13 protein-coding genes and 1 tRNA gene are annotated in these 14,616 nt (G+C 71.5%); 5 read left to right on the forward strand and 9 right to left on the reverse strand.

Annotated features, from left to right (window positions below; all coding sequences use genetic code 11):
- Window positions 1-129: 129 nt before the first annotated feature.
- A complete protein-coding gene (locus ACZ4FV_RS28740; RefSeq protein WP_395864331.1) occupies window positions 130-1,239 on the reverse strand; it encodes an ABC transporter ATP-binding protein in 1,110 nt (369 codons plus the stop codon).
- Between the two features lie 235 nt (window positions 1,240-1,474).
- Between ACZ4FV_RS28740 and ACZ4FV_RS28745 the strand changes: the two genes are divergently transcribed.
- A complete protein-coding gene (locus ACZ4FV_RS28745; RefSeq protein WP_395864329.1) occupies window positions 1,475-2,506 on the forward strand; it encodes a LacI family DNA-binding transcriptional regulator in 1,032 nt (343 codons plus the stop codon).
- A gap of 70 nt (window positions 2,507-2,576) precedes the next feature.
- Here ACZ4FV_RS28745 and ACZ4FV_RS28750 read toward each other — a convergent pair.
- Window positions 2,577-2,650, reverse strand: a tRNA-Thr gene (locus ACZ4FV_RS28750).
- 176 nt (window positions 2,651-2,826) lie between these two features.
- Here ACZ4FV_RS28750 and ACZ4FV_RS28755 point away from each other — a divergent pair.
- Both ACZ4FV_RS28755 and ACZ4FV_RS28760 read left to right on the forward strand, forming a co-directional pair.
- Window positions 2,827-3,090 (forward strand): GlsB/YeaQ/YmgE family stress response membrane protein, encoded by a 264-nt coding sequence (locus tag ACZ4FV_RS28755; protein WP_395864327.1) that lies wholly within the window; start codon window positions 2,827-2,829, stop codon window positions 3,088-3,090.
- Window positions 3,091-3,226: 136 nt separating this feature from the next.
- Complete coding sequence (locus tag ACZ4FV_RS28760) at window positions 3,227-4,102, forward strand: acyl-CoA thioesterase (protein ID WP_395864325.1); 876 nt, start codon at window positions 3,227-3,229, stop codon at window positions 4,100-4,102.
- 21 nt (window positions 4,103-4,123) lie between these two features.
- Here ACZ4FV_RS28760 and ACZ4FV_RS28765 read toward each other — a convergent pair whose 3' ends face one another.
- Window positions 4,124-4,654, reverse strand: coding sequence for a flavin reductase family protein (locus tag ACZ4FV_RS28765; protein WP_395864323.1), 531 nt, complete (start codon window positions 4,652-4,654; stop codon window positions 4,124-4,126).
- A gap of 226 nt (window positions 4,655-4,880) precedes the next feature.
- Window positions 4,881-6,275: a class I adenylate-forming enzyme family protein gene (locus tag ACZ4FV_RS28770; RefSeq protein WP_402239299.1), complete on the reverse strand. Its 1,395-nt coding sequence runs from the start codon at window positions 6,273-6,275 to the stop codon at window positions 4,881-4,883.
- Window positions 6,276-6,743: 468 nt separating this feature from the next.
- Here ACZ4FV_RS28770 and ACZ4FV_RS28775 point away from each other — a divergent pair, with 468 nt between their 5' ends.
- Window positions 6,744-8,390, forward strand: coding sequence for a diguanylate cyclase domain-containing protein (locus ACZ4FV_RS28775; protein WP_395864319.1), 1,647 nt, complete (start codon window positions 6,744-6,746; stop codon window positions 8,388-8,390).
- Between the two features lie 457 nt (window positions 8,391-8,847).
- A complete protein-coding gene (locus tag ACZ4FV_RS28780) occupies window positions 8,848-9,597 on the forward strand; it encodes a CBM35 domain-containing protein (protein ID WP_395864317.1) in 750 nt (249 codons plus the stop codon).
- Here ACZ4FV_RS28780 and ACZ4FV_RS28785 read toward each other — a convergent pair.
- The 5 genes from ACZ4FV_RS28785 to ACZ4FV_RS28805 all read right to left on the reverse strand — a co-directional run bounded on the left by ACZ4FV_RS28785 (window position 9,590) and on the right by ACZ4FV_RS28805 (window position 14,501).
- The gene (locus ACZ4FV_RS28785; protein ID WP_395864315.1) at window positions 9,590-10,360 is read right to left on the reverse strand and encodes an SAM hydrolase/SAM-dependent halogenase family protein; all 771 of its coding nucleotides are present in this window, start codon (window positions 10,358-10,360) and stop codon (window positions 9,590-9,592) included. The two genes, ACZ4FV_RS28780 and ACZ4FV_RS28785, sit on opposite strands and share 8 nt — an antisense overlap.
- 9 nt (window positions 10,361-10,369) lie before the next feature.
- Window positions 10,370-10,717: a thioredoxin gene (gene trxA, locus ACZ4FV_RS28790; RefSeq protein WP_395864313.1), complete on the reverse strand. Its 348-nt coding sequence runs from the start codon at window positions 10,715-10,717 to the stop codon at window positions 10,370-10,372.
- Complete coding sequence (locus ACZ4FV_RS28795; protein WP_465323603.1) at window positions 10,717-11,220, reverse strand: MerR family transcriptional regulator; 504 nt, start codon at window positions 11,218-11,220, stop codon at window positions 10,717-10,719. The genes trxA and ACZ4FV_RS28795 overlap by 1 nt, the downstream gene beginning before the upstream one ends.
- Before the next feature lie 120 nt (window positions 11,221-11,340).
- Window positions 11,341-13,725, reverse strand: coding sequence for a glycoside hydrolase family 65 protein (locus ACZ4FV_RS28800; RefSeq protein ID WP_395864309.1), 2,385 nt, complete (start codon window positions 13,723-13,725; stop codon window positions 11,341-11,343).
- Window positions 13,722-14,501 (reverse strand): HAD family hydrolase, encoded by a 780-nt coding sequence (locus ACZ4FV_RS28805; protein WP_402239295.1) that lies wholly within the window; start codon window positions 14,499-14,501, stop codon window positions 13,722-13,724. The genes ACZ4FV_RS28800 and ACZ4FV_RS28805 overlap by 4 nt, the downstream gene beginning before the upstream one ends.
- Between the last annotated feature and the right edge of the window lie 115 nt (window positions 14,502-14,616).

Genomic DNA, 14,616 nt, shown 5'->3' on the forward strand with positions numbered 1-14,616 from the left:
GTTTGGGTACCGGGGGAGGAAGGAGGGGCAAAAAACCCCCGGGGGGGGGGGGGTTTTTTTGGGGGGGGGGGGGGGGGGGGAAAAAAAAGGGTTCCCCCCCCCGAGCCGGCGACGAAGTCGCCCAACAAATCAGTCGTGCAGCCGCTCGCCGCTCTTGGTCGAGAACAGGTGGGTCTCGCCGACGGTCGGGACCACGTGCAGGACCCCGCCCTTCTCCGGCACGTCACGCCCGGGCACCCGCACGACCAGCGGCTTGGTCTCGCCGTCGATGGTGACCGAGCCGTAGACGAAGGCGTCCGAGCCGAGTTCCTCGACCACGTCCACCGACACCGCGAGGCCCTTGCTGTCCTTGGACAGCCCCTCGGCCGAGTTGATCTTCAGGTGCTCCGGGCGCACGCCCAGGGTCACCTTCTTCGCGCCTTCGGCGACGGCCGCCTCGCGCGCCTCGCGGGAGACCGGGACGACCGCGTCGCCGAAGCGGATGCCGTCCTCGGCGAGGTCGACCTCGATCAGGTTCATCGCGGGCGAGCCGATGAAGCCGGCCACGAACACGTTGGCCGGGCGGTCGTACATGTTGCGCGGGGTGTCGACCTGCTGGAGCAGACCGTCCTTGAGCACCGCGACCCGGTCGCCCATGGTCATCGCCTCGACCTGGTCGTGGGTGACGTACACGGTGGTGATGCCCAGGCGGCGCTGGAGGCCGGCGATCTGGGTACGGGTCTGCACGCGCAGCTTGGCGTCCAGGTTGGACAGCGGCTCGTCCATCAGGAAGACCTGCGGCTCGCGGACGATCGCGCGGCCCATCGCGACGCGCTGGCGCTGACCGCCGGAGAGCGCCTTGGGCTTGCGGTCGAGGTACTCGGTGAGGTCGAGGATCTTCGCGGCCTCTTCGACCTTCGCGCGGATCTGCTTCTTGTCGACGCCGGCGATCTTGAGCGCGAAGCCCATGTTCTCGGCGACCGTCATGTGCGGGTACAGCGCGTAGTTCTGGAACACCATCGCGATGTCGCGGTCCTTGGGCTCCAGGTTGGTGACCTCGCGGTCGCCGATGTGGATCGAGCCGCCGGTGACCTCCTCGAGACCCGCGAGCATGCGCAGGGAGGTGGACTTGCCGCAACCGGAGGGGCCGACCAGGACCAGGAACTCGCCGTCGGCGATCTCCAGGTCCAGCGCGTTCACGGACGGGCGCTCGGCGCCCTTGTAGGTACAGGTCGCCTGCTTGTAGCTGACCGTGGCCATGGTGATGTGTCCTTCCACCGGCAGGAACGTGCCGGACGATCCGAGTGGAGGGTGAGGTACCCGGTGCTGGGCTGCCTGGGCCGCCCCGGGCAAGTGGTCTAGTCCATTCACAATGGACTAGCGATCACCGTACCGGGGCGCACGGCATCTGTCAGCAGTCCCGATCGTCCGAAATGTTTTGCGCGGGCCGCAAGGCCCTGCGAAATCCTGCTGAAACTGTCACTAGGCTGCGGGCATGAAGGCTCGACTGGCGGACATCGCAACGCAGGCAGGGGTCAGCGAGGCGACCGTGAGTCGGGTCCTGAACAGCAAACCCGGGGTCGCGGACGACACTCGGCGGGCCGTCCTGACCGCTCTCGACGTGCTCGGCTACGAACGTCCCGCCCGCCTCCGGCGGCGCAGCGCGGGCCTGGTGGGGCTGCTGCTCCCGGAGTTGGACAACCCGATCTTCCCGGCGTTCGCGCAGGTCATCGAGCGGGCGCTGGCGCACCACGGCTACACGCCGGTGTTGTGTACCCAGACCCCGGGCGGCGTCACCGAGGACGACTACACCGAACTGCTCCTGGAACGCGGGGTATCCGGGATCGTGTTCGTCTCCAGCCTGCACTCGGACTCGGGCGCGGACCTGTCCCGCTACCTGCGCCTGGTCGAGCGCGGTCTGCCGATGGTGTTCGTGAACGGCTTCGCACCGGGGGTGGACGCGCCGTTCATCTCCAGCGACGAGGCGGTCGCGGTGGAACTGGCGATAGGGCACCTCGCCTCGCTGCGGCACACCGCGATCGGGCTCGCGGTCGGGCCGGAGCGCTACGTGCCGACCGCGCGCAAGATCGCCGGCTTCCGGCGCGGGCTCGCCGAGCGGTTCGGCGTCGAGGACGCGGACGGCTGGATCGAACGCTCGCTGTTCTCGGTCGAGGGCGGCCAGGCGGCGGCGGGCGCGCTGTTCGATCGGGGTGCGACGGCGATCGTGTGCGGCAGCGACCTGATGGCGCTCGGCGCGGTACGCGCGGCGCGCGAGCGCGGGTTGCGGGTGCCGCAGGACGTCTCGGTGGTGGGTTACGACGACTCGCCGCTGGTGGCGTTCACGGATCCGCCGCTGACCACGGTGCGCCAAGCGGTGCAGGCGATGGGCGCGGCGGCGGTGCGCGCGCTGCTGGACGAGATCGGCGGGGGTCGGGCGCCGCGCACCGAGTTGATCTATCGGCCGGAACTGGTGGTCCGCGGCTCGACCGGACCGGCTCCGGACCGCCGTCTTCGGCCGGGCGGATAGCGGCGCGAAAAGCGGATAGCGGCGCGAAAAAGGGCCGCCGGCCGCGTCCCCGCAGCCTGCGGCCCCATCGAGCCCCGAGTCGGGTTCGAACCGACGACCCCGCGCTTACAAGGCGCGTGCTCTGGCCAACTGAGCTATCGGGGCGTGTACCGGACCATTTTGCACCGTGGCCACCCGGCGGGCGCAACCACCTTAGGGCTTTGTGGCACGGGAGTGTTCGCGTTAACGCGCGGTGATCGTGGGGAACAGGAGACACCTGCCCGGAAACGTCCGGGTCGGCGGTACTTTGTACGGCTGTCGGATGGTCCGCTGGAGGAACCATGACGATCGTTTCCCTGATCATCGCGGGCATCATCATCGGCGCGTTGGGGCGACTCTTCCTTCCCGGCGACCAGAAGATCGGCTTCCTGGCCACGATGGCGGTCGGCATCGTGGGCACGTTGATCGGCTACGGCATCGCCGCGGCTCTGGGTGTCGAGGACACCAGGGGGATCGACTGGATCCGCTGGATCATCAGCGTCGTGGTCGCCGTGTTCCTGGTCTCGCTGGTGGTGAAGTTCACCGGAAAGGGTGCCAGGCGCTGATTCCGTCGCACGGCCGCTTCCCCCGCGCAGCCGATTCCGGCGCACGGGCGACGATGGGAGAGGCCCACCGCGGGGGCGGAGTCGATCGGCTCCGCCCCCGCGTCGTGCGTGTTCGGCAGGCTGCGATCATGCGCGCATGGCTGGTGGAGTGTCGATGTGGCCGAGTATCGCGACGGCCGACCTGGTGGACGCGCTGGACCTGACGCCGGTGGGCCCCGCGGACTCGGGCGGGCCCGGCGCGGTGGTCGGCTTTCGTGCGCGCAACATCGTGACCCGGATACCGCGCACGCTCGGCGCGCAGGTGTTGGCGCAGACCGTGGTGGCGGCCGAGCGGGTGGTTCCGCACATGGCGGTGCAGACGCTCCAGGGAGTGTTCCCGCGTGCGGGGGATCCGGCCGAGCCGGTGGAGGTGCGAGTCGAGCGGCTGCATCAGGGCCGGTCGGCGGCGATGCTCCAGGTGGGCTTTCGGCAGGGCGGGCACGAGCACTACCGGGCGTTCGTGACGCTCGGTGTGGTCGGGCCCGAACTGGTGCGACACGCGGACCCGTTGCCGGCCGAGGTGGTGGGGCCCGAGGACTGCTCCGAGCTGCCGGTGTCGATGTTGCCGTGGGAGGTGCGCACGGTGGGCGGGCCGGCCGCGTTGCACCCGGACCTGGCCGGGCCGCCGGGTCTGGACCTGTGGACGCGGTGTACCGGGGTCGCGGACACCGCGACGATGGCCCGGGCGATTCTGGCCTGGTCGACCGAGGGCTTTTTGGGCCCGGTGGCGCTGCGGCCGTATCCGCAGGCCGAGATCGAGCGGCGGGGCGGGCGGGCGATGTCGGTCGCGCTGGCCCAGAACATCACCTTCCACGAGGGCTTCTCCGCGCACGAGTGGCTGCTGCTGCGGTGCGCGAGCGAGTACGCGGGCGACGGGCGCATGCACGGGCGGATCCGGGTGTTCACCCGAACGGGACGTCTGGTGGCCTCGGTGACGGCGGACGGGCTGATGCGGCCGGGGCCGCGCCCGTAACCACCCGGATCGGCCCGGGGCTCAACCCAGGCTCCGGTACCCGCCGCGGAAGTGCAGCAGCGGCGGGCCCTCCGGGTCGGGCAGTCCCGTGGTCAGCACCTCGCCGACGTACAGGATGTGGTCGCCCGCCTCGACCACCTGGTGGGTGCGGCATTCCAGGGTGGCCAGTGCGCCGCCGACCAGCGCGGCGCCGGAGGCCGGGCCGCGATCGTGCGGGATGTCGGCGAAGATCAGCCGGTCGCTGATCCGGCCCGGGATCGCGAAGCGGGCGGCGATCCGGCTTTGGCTTCGGGACAGCAGCGACACCGCCCACAACGGCTGTTCGTCCAACACGTCGCGCATGCGCGCCTCGCGGCGCAGGCTGATCAGCACCAGCGGCGGGTCCAGGGACACCGACACGAACGCGGTCGCGGTCATCCCCACGTCGTCCACGGGACCCCCGTCGCCGGGGTCGCCCTCGACGGCGGTGATCAGCACCACGCCGGAGGCGAAACGGGACATCGCGGTCTTGAAGGCGGCTTCGTCGACGGGCTGCGGGGGTGGCACGGACACGGCTCCAGGGTATGCGGGCCGAGCGCCCGACCCGGGATCGGCCTCGCCGGGCGGGCGGGTCGGCGGACTCGTTCGGTCCCGTCGGCCGGACGGCACGCGCACGGGCCGCCTTGGTTGGAGCCCCGGGCCCGGACCCCTGCCCGGATCGCCCGGTCGTATCGGCGTCGGCCCCACACGGCTCGGTCCGATCCGGCCCGGCCCGGCTTGACCCAACGGCTCGCCCCGGTCACCGGTTGGCGGTGATCTCCCGGGTCAGGTCCTCGCGCCGGGTGGGTCCGGACGGGAGTTCGTCGGCGTGGAAGAACCGGACGGGATGTTTGTGCGCTGCCAGGCCGGCCTTGGCGCAGGCGTCACGCAGCGTGGCGGGCCCCGGCACCCGGGCGGGATCCTCGGCGACCACCACGGCACCCAGCAGTCGGCCGTCGGTGGGGTGCGGCAGGCCGATGACCGCGATGTCGCGGACGTCCGGGTGGTCCTTCAGGACTCGTTCCACCTCGCCCGGGCCCACCGCCTTGCCGTCGATCCGGATCAACTCGGCGGCGCGGCCGGTCACCGTCAGCACGCCGTCGGCCTCGTCGAGCACGGCCAGGTCGCCGGTGCGGTACCAGCCGTCGGCGAGCATCTCGGCCGTGGCCGCCGGGTCGTCGGCGTACCCGTCGAACAGCAGCGGGCCGCGTACGCACATCTCGCCGTCCGGGTCGAGCGCGACGTACTGCAGCGGGCCGGGGATCCCGCAGGCGCCCGGGTGGGCGAACAGGTCCGGGCCGGACAGCGCGGTGAGCGGGCCGGTCTCCGGCGTGTCGAGCACCACCCGTACGGTCGCGTTCGGCGCGATCCGGGCGATCTCCGCGAACACGGCGGTCTCGGTGGGTTCGGTGTCGGCGAACCGCAGTGTGGCCAGGGCCTCATCGTCGGCGGGCCGCTCGGGCGCAGTCTCGGCCAGCGCGCGCCACACGGCGGGCGCGGCGGTGAGCCGGGTCGCGGCGTGTTCACGCACCGCGGCGCGCAGCGCGGTCGGATCGCCGCCGGGCACCAGGACCAGGGTGTCCCGGGCGTGCCACTGGGCGAGTGCGAGTGTCCAGGTCCGGGCGTCGTCGAGGTCGGCCGCGAGCACGTGCGCCCCGCGCGACTCGGCGAGCGCGCCCGGGTGCGAGCGCAGCACCAGGACGCGGTGCGACAGCAGCGCGCCGCGGCGTCCGGCCGGCGCGATCAGGCACGGGTCGGTCTCGGCGGGCTCGATGTCCGACGGCTCCGGGAGGTCCTCGGGGTCCTCGTCGTCGAGGTCGGCGATCAGCGCGTCGGCCATCGCGGCCGAGTCCAGGACCAGGGCGGGCGCGTACGCGTCCGGGTGGGCGGGGTCGGCGGGTACGAGCACCGCGCCCAGTCGGGCGAGCGCCGCGAACAGCGGTACGGCCGCGATGCCCGGTCCGGTCGATACCGGCCCGCAGCCGACCCGGTCGCCGGCCTCGACGCCGAGCGCGAGCAGGCGGCGCAGTCCGAGTTCCGCCGCCGCGTCGACTTCGGCGAAGCTCAGCGAGCGTTCGCCGAGCACGATCGCGACCCGGTCCGCGGCGGCACGGGCCGCGTTGGCGAAGACCTCCCCGACGACCAGACCGGTCATGGGCCCAACCCCTGTCGCTCGACGCGCGATGTGTTCGCCGTATCGGCCTCCGCGACGCGCGCGCAAGATCGTACGAAGACCTGACGGACGTACGGTAGGGATTCCGTCGTCCGCTGGGAAGAGAGGTTGGCGATCATGCTCCGGATCGACTGTGCCTCAGCTCGCTGACGCATAGCGAACGGCCCGTACGGAATCTGATTGGTCGTCAGGTCGACGTGGCGAACCCTGGGTTGGTTCCCGAAAATGGGCTCCCGCCTCGTACGATGCGCGGTGGATGCCGGCGGAGGACGCGATTCCGGGGCGGCTCGGCGGTCCGACTCGATACGGTATGAAGCGTGAGGTGGCTCACAGTGACAGTCGGATCGATGACGGAACGTCGCCAATGCGAAGCCCGCTGTGATTCAGTTTCTCTGGTAAACGGACGATATCTGTTCAGAAGACACCGGCGTCGACCCCTGGGGGAGACCCATGACAGCCGAGACGGAGACCCACGTCCGGTTGGCGACTTTGCGCCTTTTGAACCGCGTCGTCGCCGACCTGAACGCCACGCGCGACCTCAAGGACACCCTCCAAGCCGTCGTCGACGGAGTGGTTTCGGGCCTCGGGTTCGGGGTCGCTGCGGTCAATCTCGTCCGCGCCGACGGCGACCTGGAGGTCGCGGCGGTGGCCGGCAACGACGAATTGCGCAAGGCGATGGCCGGCCAGATCGGCTCGCGCGAGGGTTGGGATCGCATTCTGGCCGCCGCCGAGCCGTGGGGTCCGCTGCGCTTCCTCGGGCACCGCTCGGGGCTGGCCGACGTGGGGGACGTCCCGAGTTGGATACCCGACCTGCCGATCGGCGATCACCCCGAGGCCTGGCATCCGCGAGACGCGTTGCTCGCGCCGCTGCACACGCCCGAGGGCGACCTGGTCGGCGTGTTGTCGGTGGACCTGCCGGTGGACGGCCTGCGGCCCGCGCCGTGGCGGCGCGAGGTGCTCGGCATGTTCGCCGCGCAGGCGGCGATCGCGGTGGACAACGCGCGGCTGCGCAGCGACATGCAGCGCGCGGTGGCCCGACTGGAGCGCGAGCAGTTGGCGCTGCGGGCCAGTGAGGAGAGCTTTCGGCAGGCCTTCGAGTACGCGCCCAGCGGCATGGTGATGACCGGGGTGCGCGGGCACGAGCAGGGCCAACTGCTGCGCGCCAACGACGCGTTGTGTCGGATGCTGGGCTACCCGGCGCCGGTGCTCAAGCGGCTCGGGCTCGGCGCCCTGGCGCATCCGGAGGACCGCCCGCTGCTCGGCGGACACCTGGGGGGCACGGTCCCGGTGGCGGGTTGTACCGAGCTGCGTCTGGCACGCAGCGACGGTACGTACCGCTGGGTCTCGTTGCGGACCTCGCAGGTCGCGGACGGACTCGGCGACCTGCGGTTCGGGTTGACCCACGTGGAGGACATCGAGGACCGCAAGCAGCGCGAACAGGCGCTCGTGCACGAGGCCAGCCACGACCCGCTCACCGGGCTGCCGAACGGGCGCGAGTTGCGCGCCAGGCTGGCCGCGCGGTTCGGCCTCGACCCCGGGATGCCCGCCGCCGACCCGGACGAGGCGGTCGCGGCGGTCGGCTCGGTCGGCGAGGTGCGCGAGCCGTACGCGGACGAGTGGGCGGTGCCCGCCGGCGCGATCCTGAGCGTTCCGGAGGGCGCGGTGGTGGTCGTGGACGAACCGCCCGCCGCCGAGCGCCGGGGCGTCGCGCTGCTGTTCTGCGACCTGGACGGGTTCAAGCACATCAACGACAATTTCGGCCACCACATCGGCGACGTGGTGCTCAAGGCGGTCGCCGAGCGGCTCACCGCCGCCGTGCGCGAGGGCGACACGGTGGCCCGGCTCGGCGGCGACGAGTTCGTGGTTCTCGCGGACGGAATCGGGCGCGAGGAGGCCGAGGAGATGGCGGTGCGGCTGCGTCGCGCGCTGTCCGTGCCGATCCCGGCCGAGGGCCTGGCGGTGCCGCTGGAGGGTGCGAGCTTCGGGATCGGCTGGGCGGAGGAGGCCGCCGAGCCCGAGGATCTGCTGCGGATCGCGGACGAGCACATGTACGCGAACAAGCGCCGTCGCGACCGGGCCCAGCGCCGGGCGGGCTAGGCCCAGGGTCGCCGCGGGCACCGTGCGGGCCGGCTCGGCTCGGGTGGGCGGCGGTCGGCGGTCCGGCCCTGGCGCGGGCCACCGCCATGGCGGTGGACGTATTGGGCGTCACGGGTGAATTCGGTCACCGAATCGATGGGTGGCTCGGGTCGGGTGACACGGGCGTGAACGGACCGGAAACGGGTCTGCGACCGGTCGCCATACGCATCAGTAGGGCCTTTTCGTGACAGTCCCGTCACTCGGACAACGCCACTTGTCCCGCCCATCGCCCGTTAGTGTGATGCCTGGTATTGACAAAGCTTGGCCTGGCGAACGTAGGGAGGACTACCCGATGACGGCGGGTACCAACGGTGAACCTGAAGACCCGTACGGGTACCTCTATCGGCCGGCGCCGGGTGAGGAAGCAGCCGAGGGGACAGGGACAACCGGTGCGTACGGTTCTTCCGCCAATCGGATGATGCCGCAATACGTGCAGGTCGGGCAGATGAGCTACCCGCCGCCCGCACACACGCAGCCCCAGGCGGCGATCCCGGCGCAGCACGAACACGGCGGCGCGCAGCCCCCGCCGCAGTCCCCGCCGCCGCGCGGCGGCAGTGGGGGCGGCGGACGCGGCGCGGTGATCGGCGCGGCGGTGGCGATCGTGCTCGTGGTCGCGGTGGTCGCGGCCGTGCTGATGACCCGCGGCGACGACAAGGACGACAAGGCGAAGTCGCCGACCACGCCCAGCGGCGGCCAGAGCAGTGCGGCCCCGTCGCAGACCGCGTCGCCCTCCAGCGCGCCGTCGACGGCACCCGGCGGCAAGTTCGCCGTGCTGGAGGCGGAGGAGGCTTCGCCCGGCGGTGGCGCGGTCCAGGTTCCCGGCGTGGCCAACTCCTCGGGCAAGGGCATGCTGGACATGTCGGCCTCGGGGTCGAGCATCACCTGGAAGGTGGAGGTGCCCAAGAAGGGCACGTACTACCTGGCCGTGAAGTTCCTCAACGCGGGCTCCAAGGAACAGAATCTGTCGATCCTGGTGAACGGCAAGGACACCACGAACAAGGTGAAGCTCAAGAACTACGGCACGTCGACCAGCGTCACCGGCACCTGGAACATGGTGCAGCTCAACGAGGGCTCGAACGACGTCTCCCTCGCGTGCGCGCCCGCGGACAGTTGCAAGGCGGCGCTGGACCAGGTCTGGTTCGAGAACCAGCAGCCGAACCTCAAGTAGCGGGCGAAACGCCGACCCGGTCGCCGGCCCGCAGGCCCAGCAGCCGGGCCGCGTCGCCGCCGTTGACCGAGATCGCCAGCAGTTCGGCGGAGTCCTGGTAGCCGACGAGTTCCCCCGAGGGCACATCGCCGAAAGTGCTCCGCAACGGGACCCGGTACGTGTGCCCGCCCACCTCGATCCGCAGCGCGTCGGCGCCGGCGAAGTCGGAGACCGCGTACGCGAGTTGCACATTGCCGAAGTGGTCCACCGCGAGCACCTCGCCGGGCATCGGCTCGGGCAGCCGGACCGGGTCGGTCACGACCGGGCCCACCTCGGCGACCGGCGTGCCCAGCGCGAGGTGGGCGGCCACCGGCGCGAACACATCGCGACCGTGGAAGGTGCGGGAGACCTTCGCCAGGGTGAGCGCGGGATCGGCGATCTCGCGGATCTCCCGCACACCGCCCAGCTCGCGCGCGGCCCACAGGAGCAGGCCGTTGTCCGGTCCCACCAGCAGGTGCCCGCCGGCGCGCAGCACGATCGCCCGGCGGGCGGTGCCCACGCCGGGGTCGACCACCGCGATGTGCACGGTGCCCGCCGGGAACCACGGCAGGGTCTGCGCCAGCACGAGCGCGCCGCGCCGCACGTCGCCGGGCGGCACCAGGTGGCTCACGTCCACGACGGGTACGTCCGGCGCGATGCCGGCGATCACGCCGTGGCAGGCGGCCACGAAGCCGTCGGCGAGCCCGTAGTCGGTGGTGAAGGTGATCCGGCGGGGGATGGCCATCCCCGGAATCTATCGAGCGGCGGCGGGGTTCTGCCCGAGCACGTCGGCGAGTTCGGCCAGGATCCGGCGCTTGGGCCGGGCGCCGACGAACTGCCGCACCGGTTCGCCGCCGCTGAAGACCATGAAGGTCGGCATGGACAACACTCCGTAGCGGGCCGCGGTGCCCGGGTTGCGGTCGACGTCGAGCTTGGCCACGGCCAGGCCCGGTTCCTCGATCGCGATCTCCTCCAGCACCGGGGCCATCTGCCGGCACGGGCCGCACCAGTCGGCGGTGAACTCGACCAGGGTCGGGCGGTCGGCGCCCAGTACGGCGGTGTCGAAGTCGGCGTCGGTGGCGTCGTGCACGTTCGTGGTCATCAGGACTCCTTGGTGAGCGGGCCGGCGGTCAGCGCGCAGCGGGGCTCCGGCGGGTCGGGCAGGCCGGCGGCGGCCGAGGCGGCCGGCGTCGGTGCCCGGTCGGCATACCGGCTCGCGGCATACGGGTTCGTGGCGTCGTCCATCGCGCCGTGCGCGCGCTCGGTCTGGTCGAGTTGGGCGGCCAGATGGGCCCGGATGCCCCGCATGCGGTCGATGCACGCGTCGAGTTCGGCGAGTTTGCGGCGGTAGACCGCCACCGACGCGGGGCACTCGTCGCCCGCGTCGTGCCCGGCGCGCAGGCACTCGACGAACGGACGGGTCTCCTCCAGGTCGAAGCCGATGCGCAGGAGCGCGCGGATCTCGCGCACCAGTCGGGCGTCGTCCTCGTCGTAGTCGCGGTACCCGCTGCTGTTGCGCCGAGCCGACAGCAGGCTGCGTTGCTCGTAGTAGCGCAGGGTTCGGGTGCTGGTCCCCGCGCGCTCCGCCAGTTCTCCGATGCGCATGTCCGAAACGGTAGACCTTGACGTGGACGTCAAGGCCAGGGGTGTTCGGCGCCGGCCAAGCCGGGAACGACGGACGCCGGGCCGGCGTCGGGGCCGGCCCGGCGTGTGCCGGGGGATCGGTCAGCTCGGGCTGGGGCCCGTGGGGTGGGTGTCGGGGGCGGTCTGGCGGTGCACCGGGACGCGGCCCATGGGCTGGCCGGGCGGCACGTCGCGGGCGAGCTGGGGGATGTCGAGCGTTATCGGCTTGCCCGGGACCAGCAGGTGCTTCTCGCCGTGGTGCAGTATCGCCAGTTCGTCGCCCTCGCGCAGCGTGTACGTGGTGTGATCGTGGGTGGTCTCCACCCGCAGCCGGGCGCCGCGCACCGACAGGGAGAAGGCCAGGCCGGTCAGGCCGACCGGAAGGCGCGGCTTGAAGGACATGCACTCGCCGTGGTCGCGCAGCCCGCCGAAGCCCGCGACCAGCGCCGTGCAGGTGCCCGCCAGGGAAGCCATGTGCAGGCCGTCCTTGGTGTTCTTGGCCAGGTCGTGCAGGTCCATCAGGGCGGCTTCGGCGGTGTAGTCCAGAGCCAGTTCGAGATGGCCGACCTCGGCCGCCATGACCGCCTGGGTGCAGGCCGACAGGGACGAGTCGCGCACGGTCAGCGCCTCGTAGTAGTCGAAGTTGCGGCGCTTCTGCTCGTCGGTGAACGCGTCGCCGCGCACCTGCATCGCCAGCACCAGGTCGGCCTGCTTGACCACCTGCTTGCGGTAGATGTCGAAGTACGGGTAGTGCAGCATCAGCGGATAGTGGTCGGGCGGGGTGTTCTCGAAGTCCCAGATCCGGTGCTTGGTGAACCCGTCGGCCTGCGGGTGCACACCCAGGTCCTCGTCGTAGGGGATGTACATCGCGTGCGCCGCGTCGCGCCAGCTCGCGGTCTCCTCGGTGTTCACCCCCAGCGCGCGGGCCTCGTGCGGGTGGCGCGCGACCGCGTCGGCCGCGGCGAGCAGGTTGGACTGCGCCATCAGGTTCGTGAACACGTTGTTGTCGGCGAGCGCGCTGTACTCGTCCGGGCCGGTCACCCCGTTGATCCGGAACAGGCCGGCCGCGTCGTGGTGGCCGAGCGAGCGCCACATGCGCGCCGTCTCGACCAGGATCTCCAGGCCGAAGTCGCGCTCGAAATCCCGGTCTCCGGTGGCGCGCACGTAGCGCGCGACGGCGACCGCGATGTCCGCGCCGATGTGGAACGCGGCGGTGCCCGCGGGCCAGTAGCCGGAGCATTCCTCGCCGCGGATGGTCCGCCACGGGAACAGCGCGCCCTTGAGCCCCAGTTGCGCCGCGCGCTCGCGGGCCAGCGGCAGCGTCGAGTGCCGCCAGCGCAGCGCCTGGGCGACCGCGTGCGGCAGCCCGTAGGTGAGCACCGGCAGGACGAACACCTCGGTGTCCCAGAAGCAGTGCCCGTCGTACCCGGGCCCGGTCAGTCCCTTCGCCGGGATCGCCCGCTCCTCGGCCCGGGCGCCGGCCTGGAGCACGTGGAACATCGCGAACCGCACGGCCTGTTGCAGCTCGACGTCGCCCTCGACCTCGATGTCCGAGTTGTCCCAGAATCGCTTGAGCCAGCCGCGCTGCTCGTCGACCAGACCGTGCCACCCGGTGTATCGCGCGGCGGTCAGCGCGGCGGCGACCTGGTCGCGCAGCGCGGGCAGCGAGCGGGTGGAGGACCAGCCGTACGCGATGTACTTGACGATCCGCAGCTTCTGTCCGCGGTCGAGCACCGTGGTCACGCTGAACCGGGCCAGGTCGGCGGAGCTCTCGGTCTCCACGTACATGCTCTCGGGACCGTCGATCTCGTGGTCCATGCCGACCGCGACCCGCAGGCCGCTGTGTTCGGTGCGGTGTACCAGGATCGCCTTGCTGCCGTTGTGCGTGTGCTCCTCGGGGCGCAGCGGTGCCTCCAGCACGGCGGCCGCGCGCGGATCGGCGTTGGGCAGCGGCAGTTCCTCGTTGGTGACCAGCTCCGACTGGAGCACGATCCGGGCCGGGCCGTCTATCGGCTCGATCTCGTACTCGATCGCGGCGATCGAGCGCTGGGTGAGCGAGACCAGCCGCTTGGAGGTGACCCGGACGGTGCGGCCGGCCGGCGAGGTCCACAACGCGCGGCGGTGCAGGACGCCTTCGCGGAAGTCGATCGAGCGCTCGTGGTCCTGGGTCTGGCCGTAGCGCAGGTCGAACGGCTCGTCGTCGACCAGGAGTCGGATGATCTTGCCGTTGGTGATGTTGATGACGCTCTGGCCGGATTCGGGGTAGCCGTACCCGGCCTCCGCGTAGGGCAGTGGGCGCAGTTCGAAGACACCGTTGAGGTAGGTGCCGGGCAGGCCGTGCGGCTCGCCCTCGTCGAGGTTGGCGCGCAGCCCGATGTGGCCGTTGGAGAGGGCGAACACCGACTCGGACTGGGGCAGGTGGTCCAGGTCGAGGGTCTGTTCGGTGATCCCCCACGGCTCGATCGTGTAGGGGTGTCCGGTCGTCATGCCGTGCCTTCCGCCGTGGTCCGCGTGCTCGACGGGTCGCCGGTCGCGCCGTCGAGCAGTTCGTCGAGATCCGATACGACCACGTCCGCGCCGTGCCTGCGCAGTTCCTCGGCCTGACCGACCCGGTCCACGCCGATCACGTGGCCGAAGTCGCCCGCCCGACCGGCCGCGACGCCGGCCAACGCGTCCTCGAACACGGCCGCGTGCGCCGGGTCCGCGCCCAGGGCCCGGGCGCCTGCCAGGAAGGTGTCCGGCGCGGGCTTGCCCTTCAGGTGGTCGCGTTTGGCCACCACGCCGTCCACGATCGCGTCGAACAGGTCGTGGATGTCGGCCGCACGCAGCACGTCCTCACAGTTCGCGCTGGAGGACACCACGGCGCACGGGAGTCCCGCCGCGCGCGCGGCGTGCACGTAGCGCACCGAGCCGGGGTAGACCTCGACGCCCCGGTCGTGGATCAGCCGCAGCACCAGATCGTTCTTGGCGTTGCTCAGCCCGTGCAGGGTGAACGACCCGGGCGGATCGCCCTCGTCGCCCTCGGGCAGTTCGATGCCGCGCGACTCCAGGAAGGAACGGGTGCCGTCCAGCCGCGGCTTGCCGTCCACGAACGTGTCGTAGTCCCGTCTGGGGTCGAACGGGGTGAAGCCGGCGCCTTCGCGTTCGCGCAGGAAGTGGTCGAACATCTCCTTCCAGGCGACGCCGTGCACCTTGGCGGTCTGGGTCAAGACCCCGTCGAGGTCGAAGAGAAGCGCGTGGATGGTGTTCGGCAGCCCCAACATGGCGGATCTCCTGCCCCCGATGTGGGGTGGTTATCCGTGCGGTGATCTTTTCGGATGACACCCGGGACGAGATGGCGTGTCACGTGTGGTGCTTGAGCACGTTTTGACCGAAATG

The sequence above is a fragment of the Embleya sp. NPDC025285 genome, from assembly GCF_055558835.1.

What these genes read in the sequence shown, in the direction of transcription:
- ACZ4FV_RS28740 (WP_395864331.1), bottom strand. Translation starts at nt 1,239, where the DNA reads ATGGCCACGGTCAGCTACAAGCAGGCGACCTGTACCTACAAGGGCGCC.
- ACZ4FV_RS28745 (WP_395864329.1), top strand. Translation starts at nt 1,475, where the DNA reads ATGAAGGCTCGACTGGCGGACATCGCAACGCAGGCAGGGGTCAGCGAG.
- ACZ4FV_RS28755 (WP_395864327.1), top strand. Translation starts at nt 2,827, where the DNA reads ATGACGATCGTTTCCCTGATCATCGCGGGCATCATCATCGGCGCGTTG.
- ACZ4FV_RS28760 (WP_395864325.1), top strand. Translation starts at nt 3,227, where the DNA reads ATGGCTGGTGGAGTGTCGATGTGGCCGAGTATCGCGACGGCCGACCTG.
- ACZ4FV_RS28770 (WP_402239299.1), bottom strand. Translation starts at nt 6,275, where the DNA reads ATGACCGGTCTGGTCGTCGGGGAGGTCTTCGCCAACGCGGCCCGTGCC.
- ACZ4FV_RS28775 (WP_395864319.1), top strand. Translation starts at nt 6,744, where the DNA reads ATGACAGCCGAGACGGAGACCCACGTCCGGTTGGCGACTTTGCGCCTT.
- ACZ4FV_RS28780 (WP_395864317.1), top strand. Translation starts at nt 8,848, where the DNA reads ATGCCGCAATACGTGCAGGTCGGGCAGATGAGCTACCCGCCGCCCGCA.
- ACZ4FV_RS28785 (WP_395864315.1), bottom strand. Translation starts at nt 10,360, where the DNA reads ATGGCCATCCCCCGCCGGATCACCTTCACCACCGACTACGGGCTCGCC.
- trxA (WP_395864313.1), bottom strand. Translation starts at nt 10,717, where the DNA reads ATGACCACGAACGTGCACGACGCCACCGACGCCGACTTCGACACCGCC.
- ACZ4FV_RS28795 (WP_465323603.1), bottom strand. Translation starts at nt 11,220, where the DNA reads ATGCGCATCGGAGAACTGGCGGAGCGCGCGGGGACCAGCACCCGAACC.
- ACZ4FV_RS28800 (WP_395864309.1), bottom strand. Translation starts at nt 13,725, where the DNA reads ATGACGACCGGACACCCCTACACGATCGAGCCGTGGGGGATCACCGAA.
- ACZ4FV_RS28805 (WP_402239295.1), bottom strand. Translation starts at nt 14,501, where the DNA reads ATGTTGGGGCTGCCGAACACCATCCACGCGCTTCTCTTCGACCTCGAC.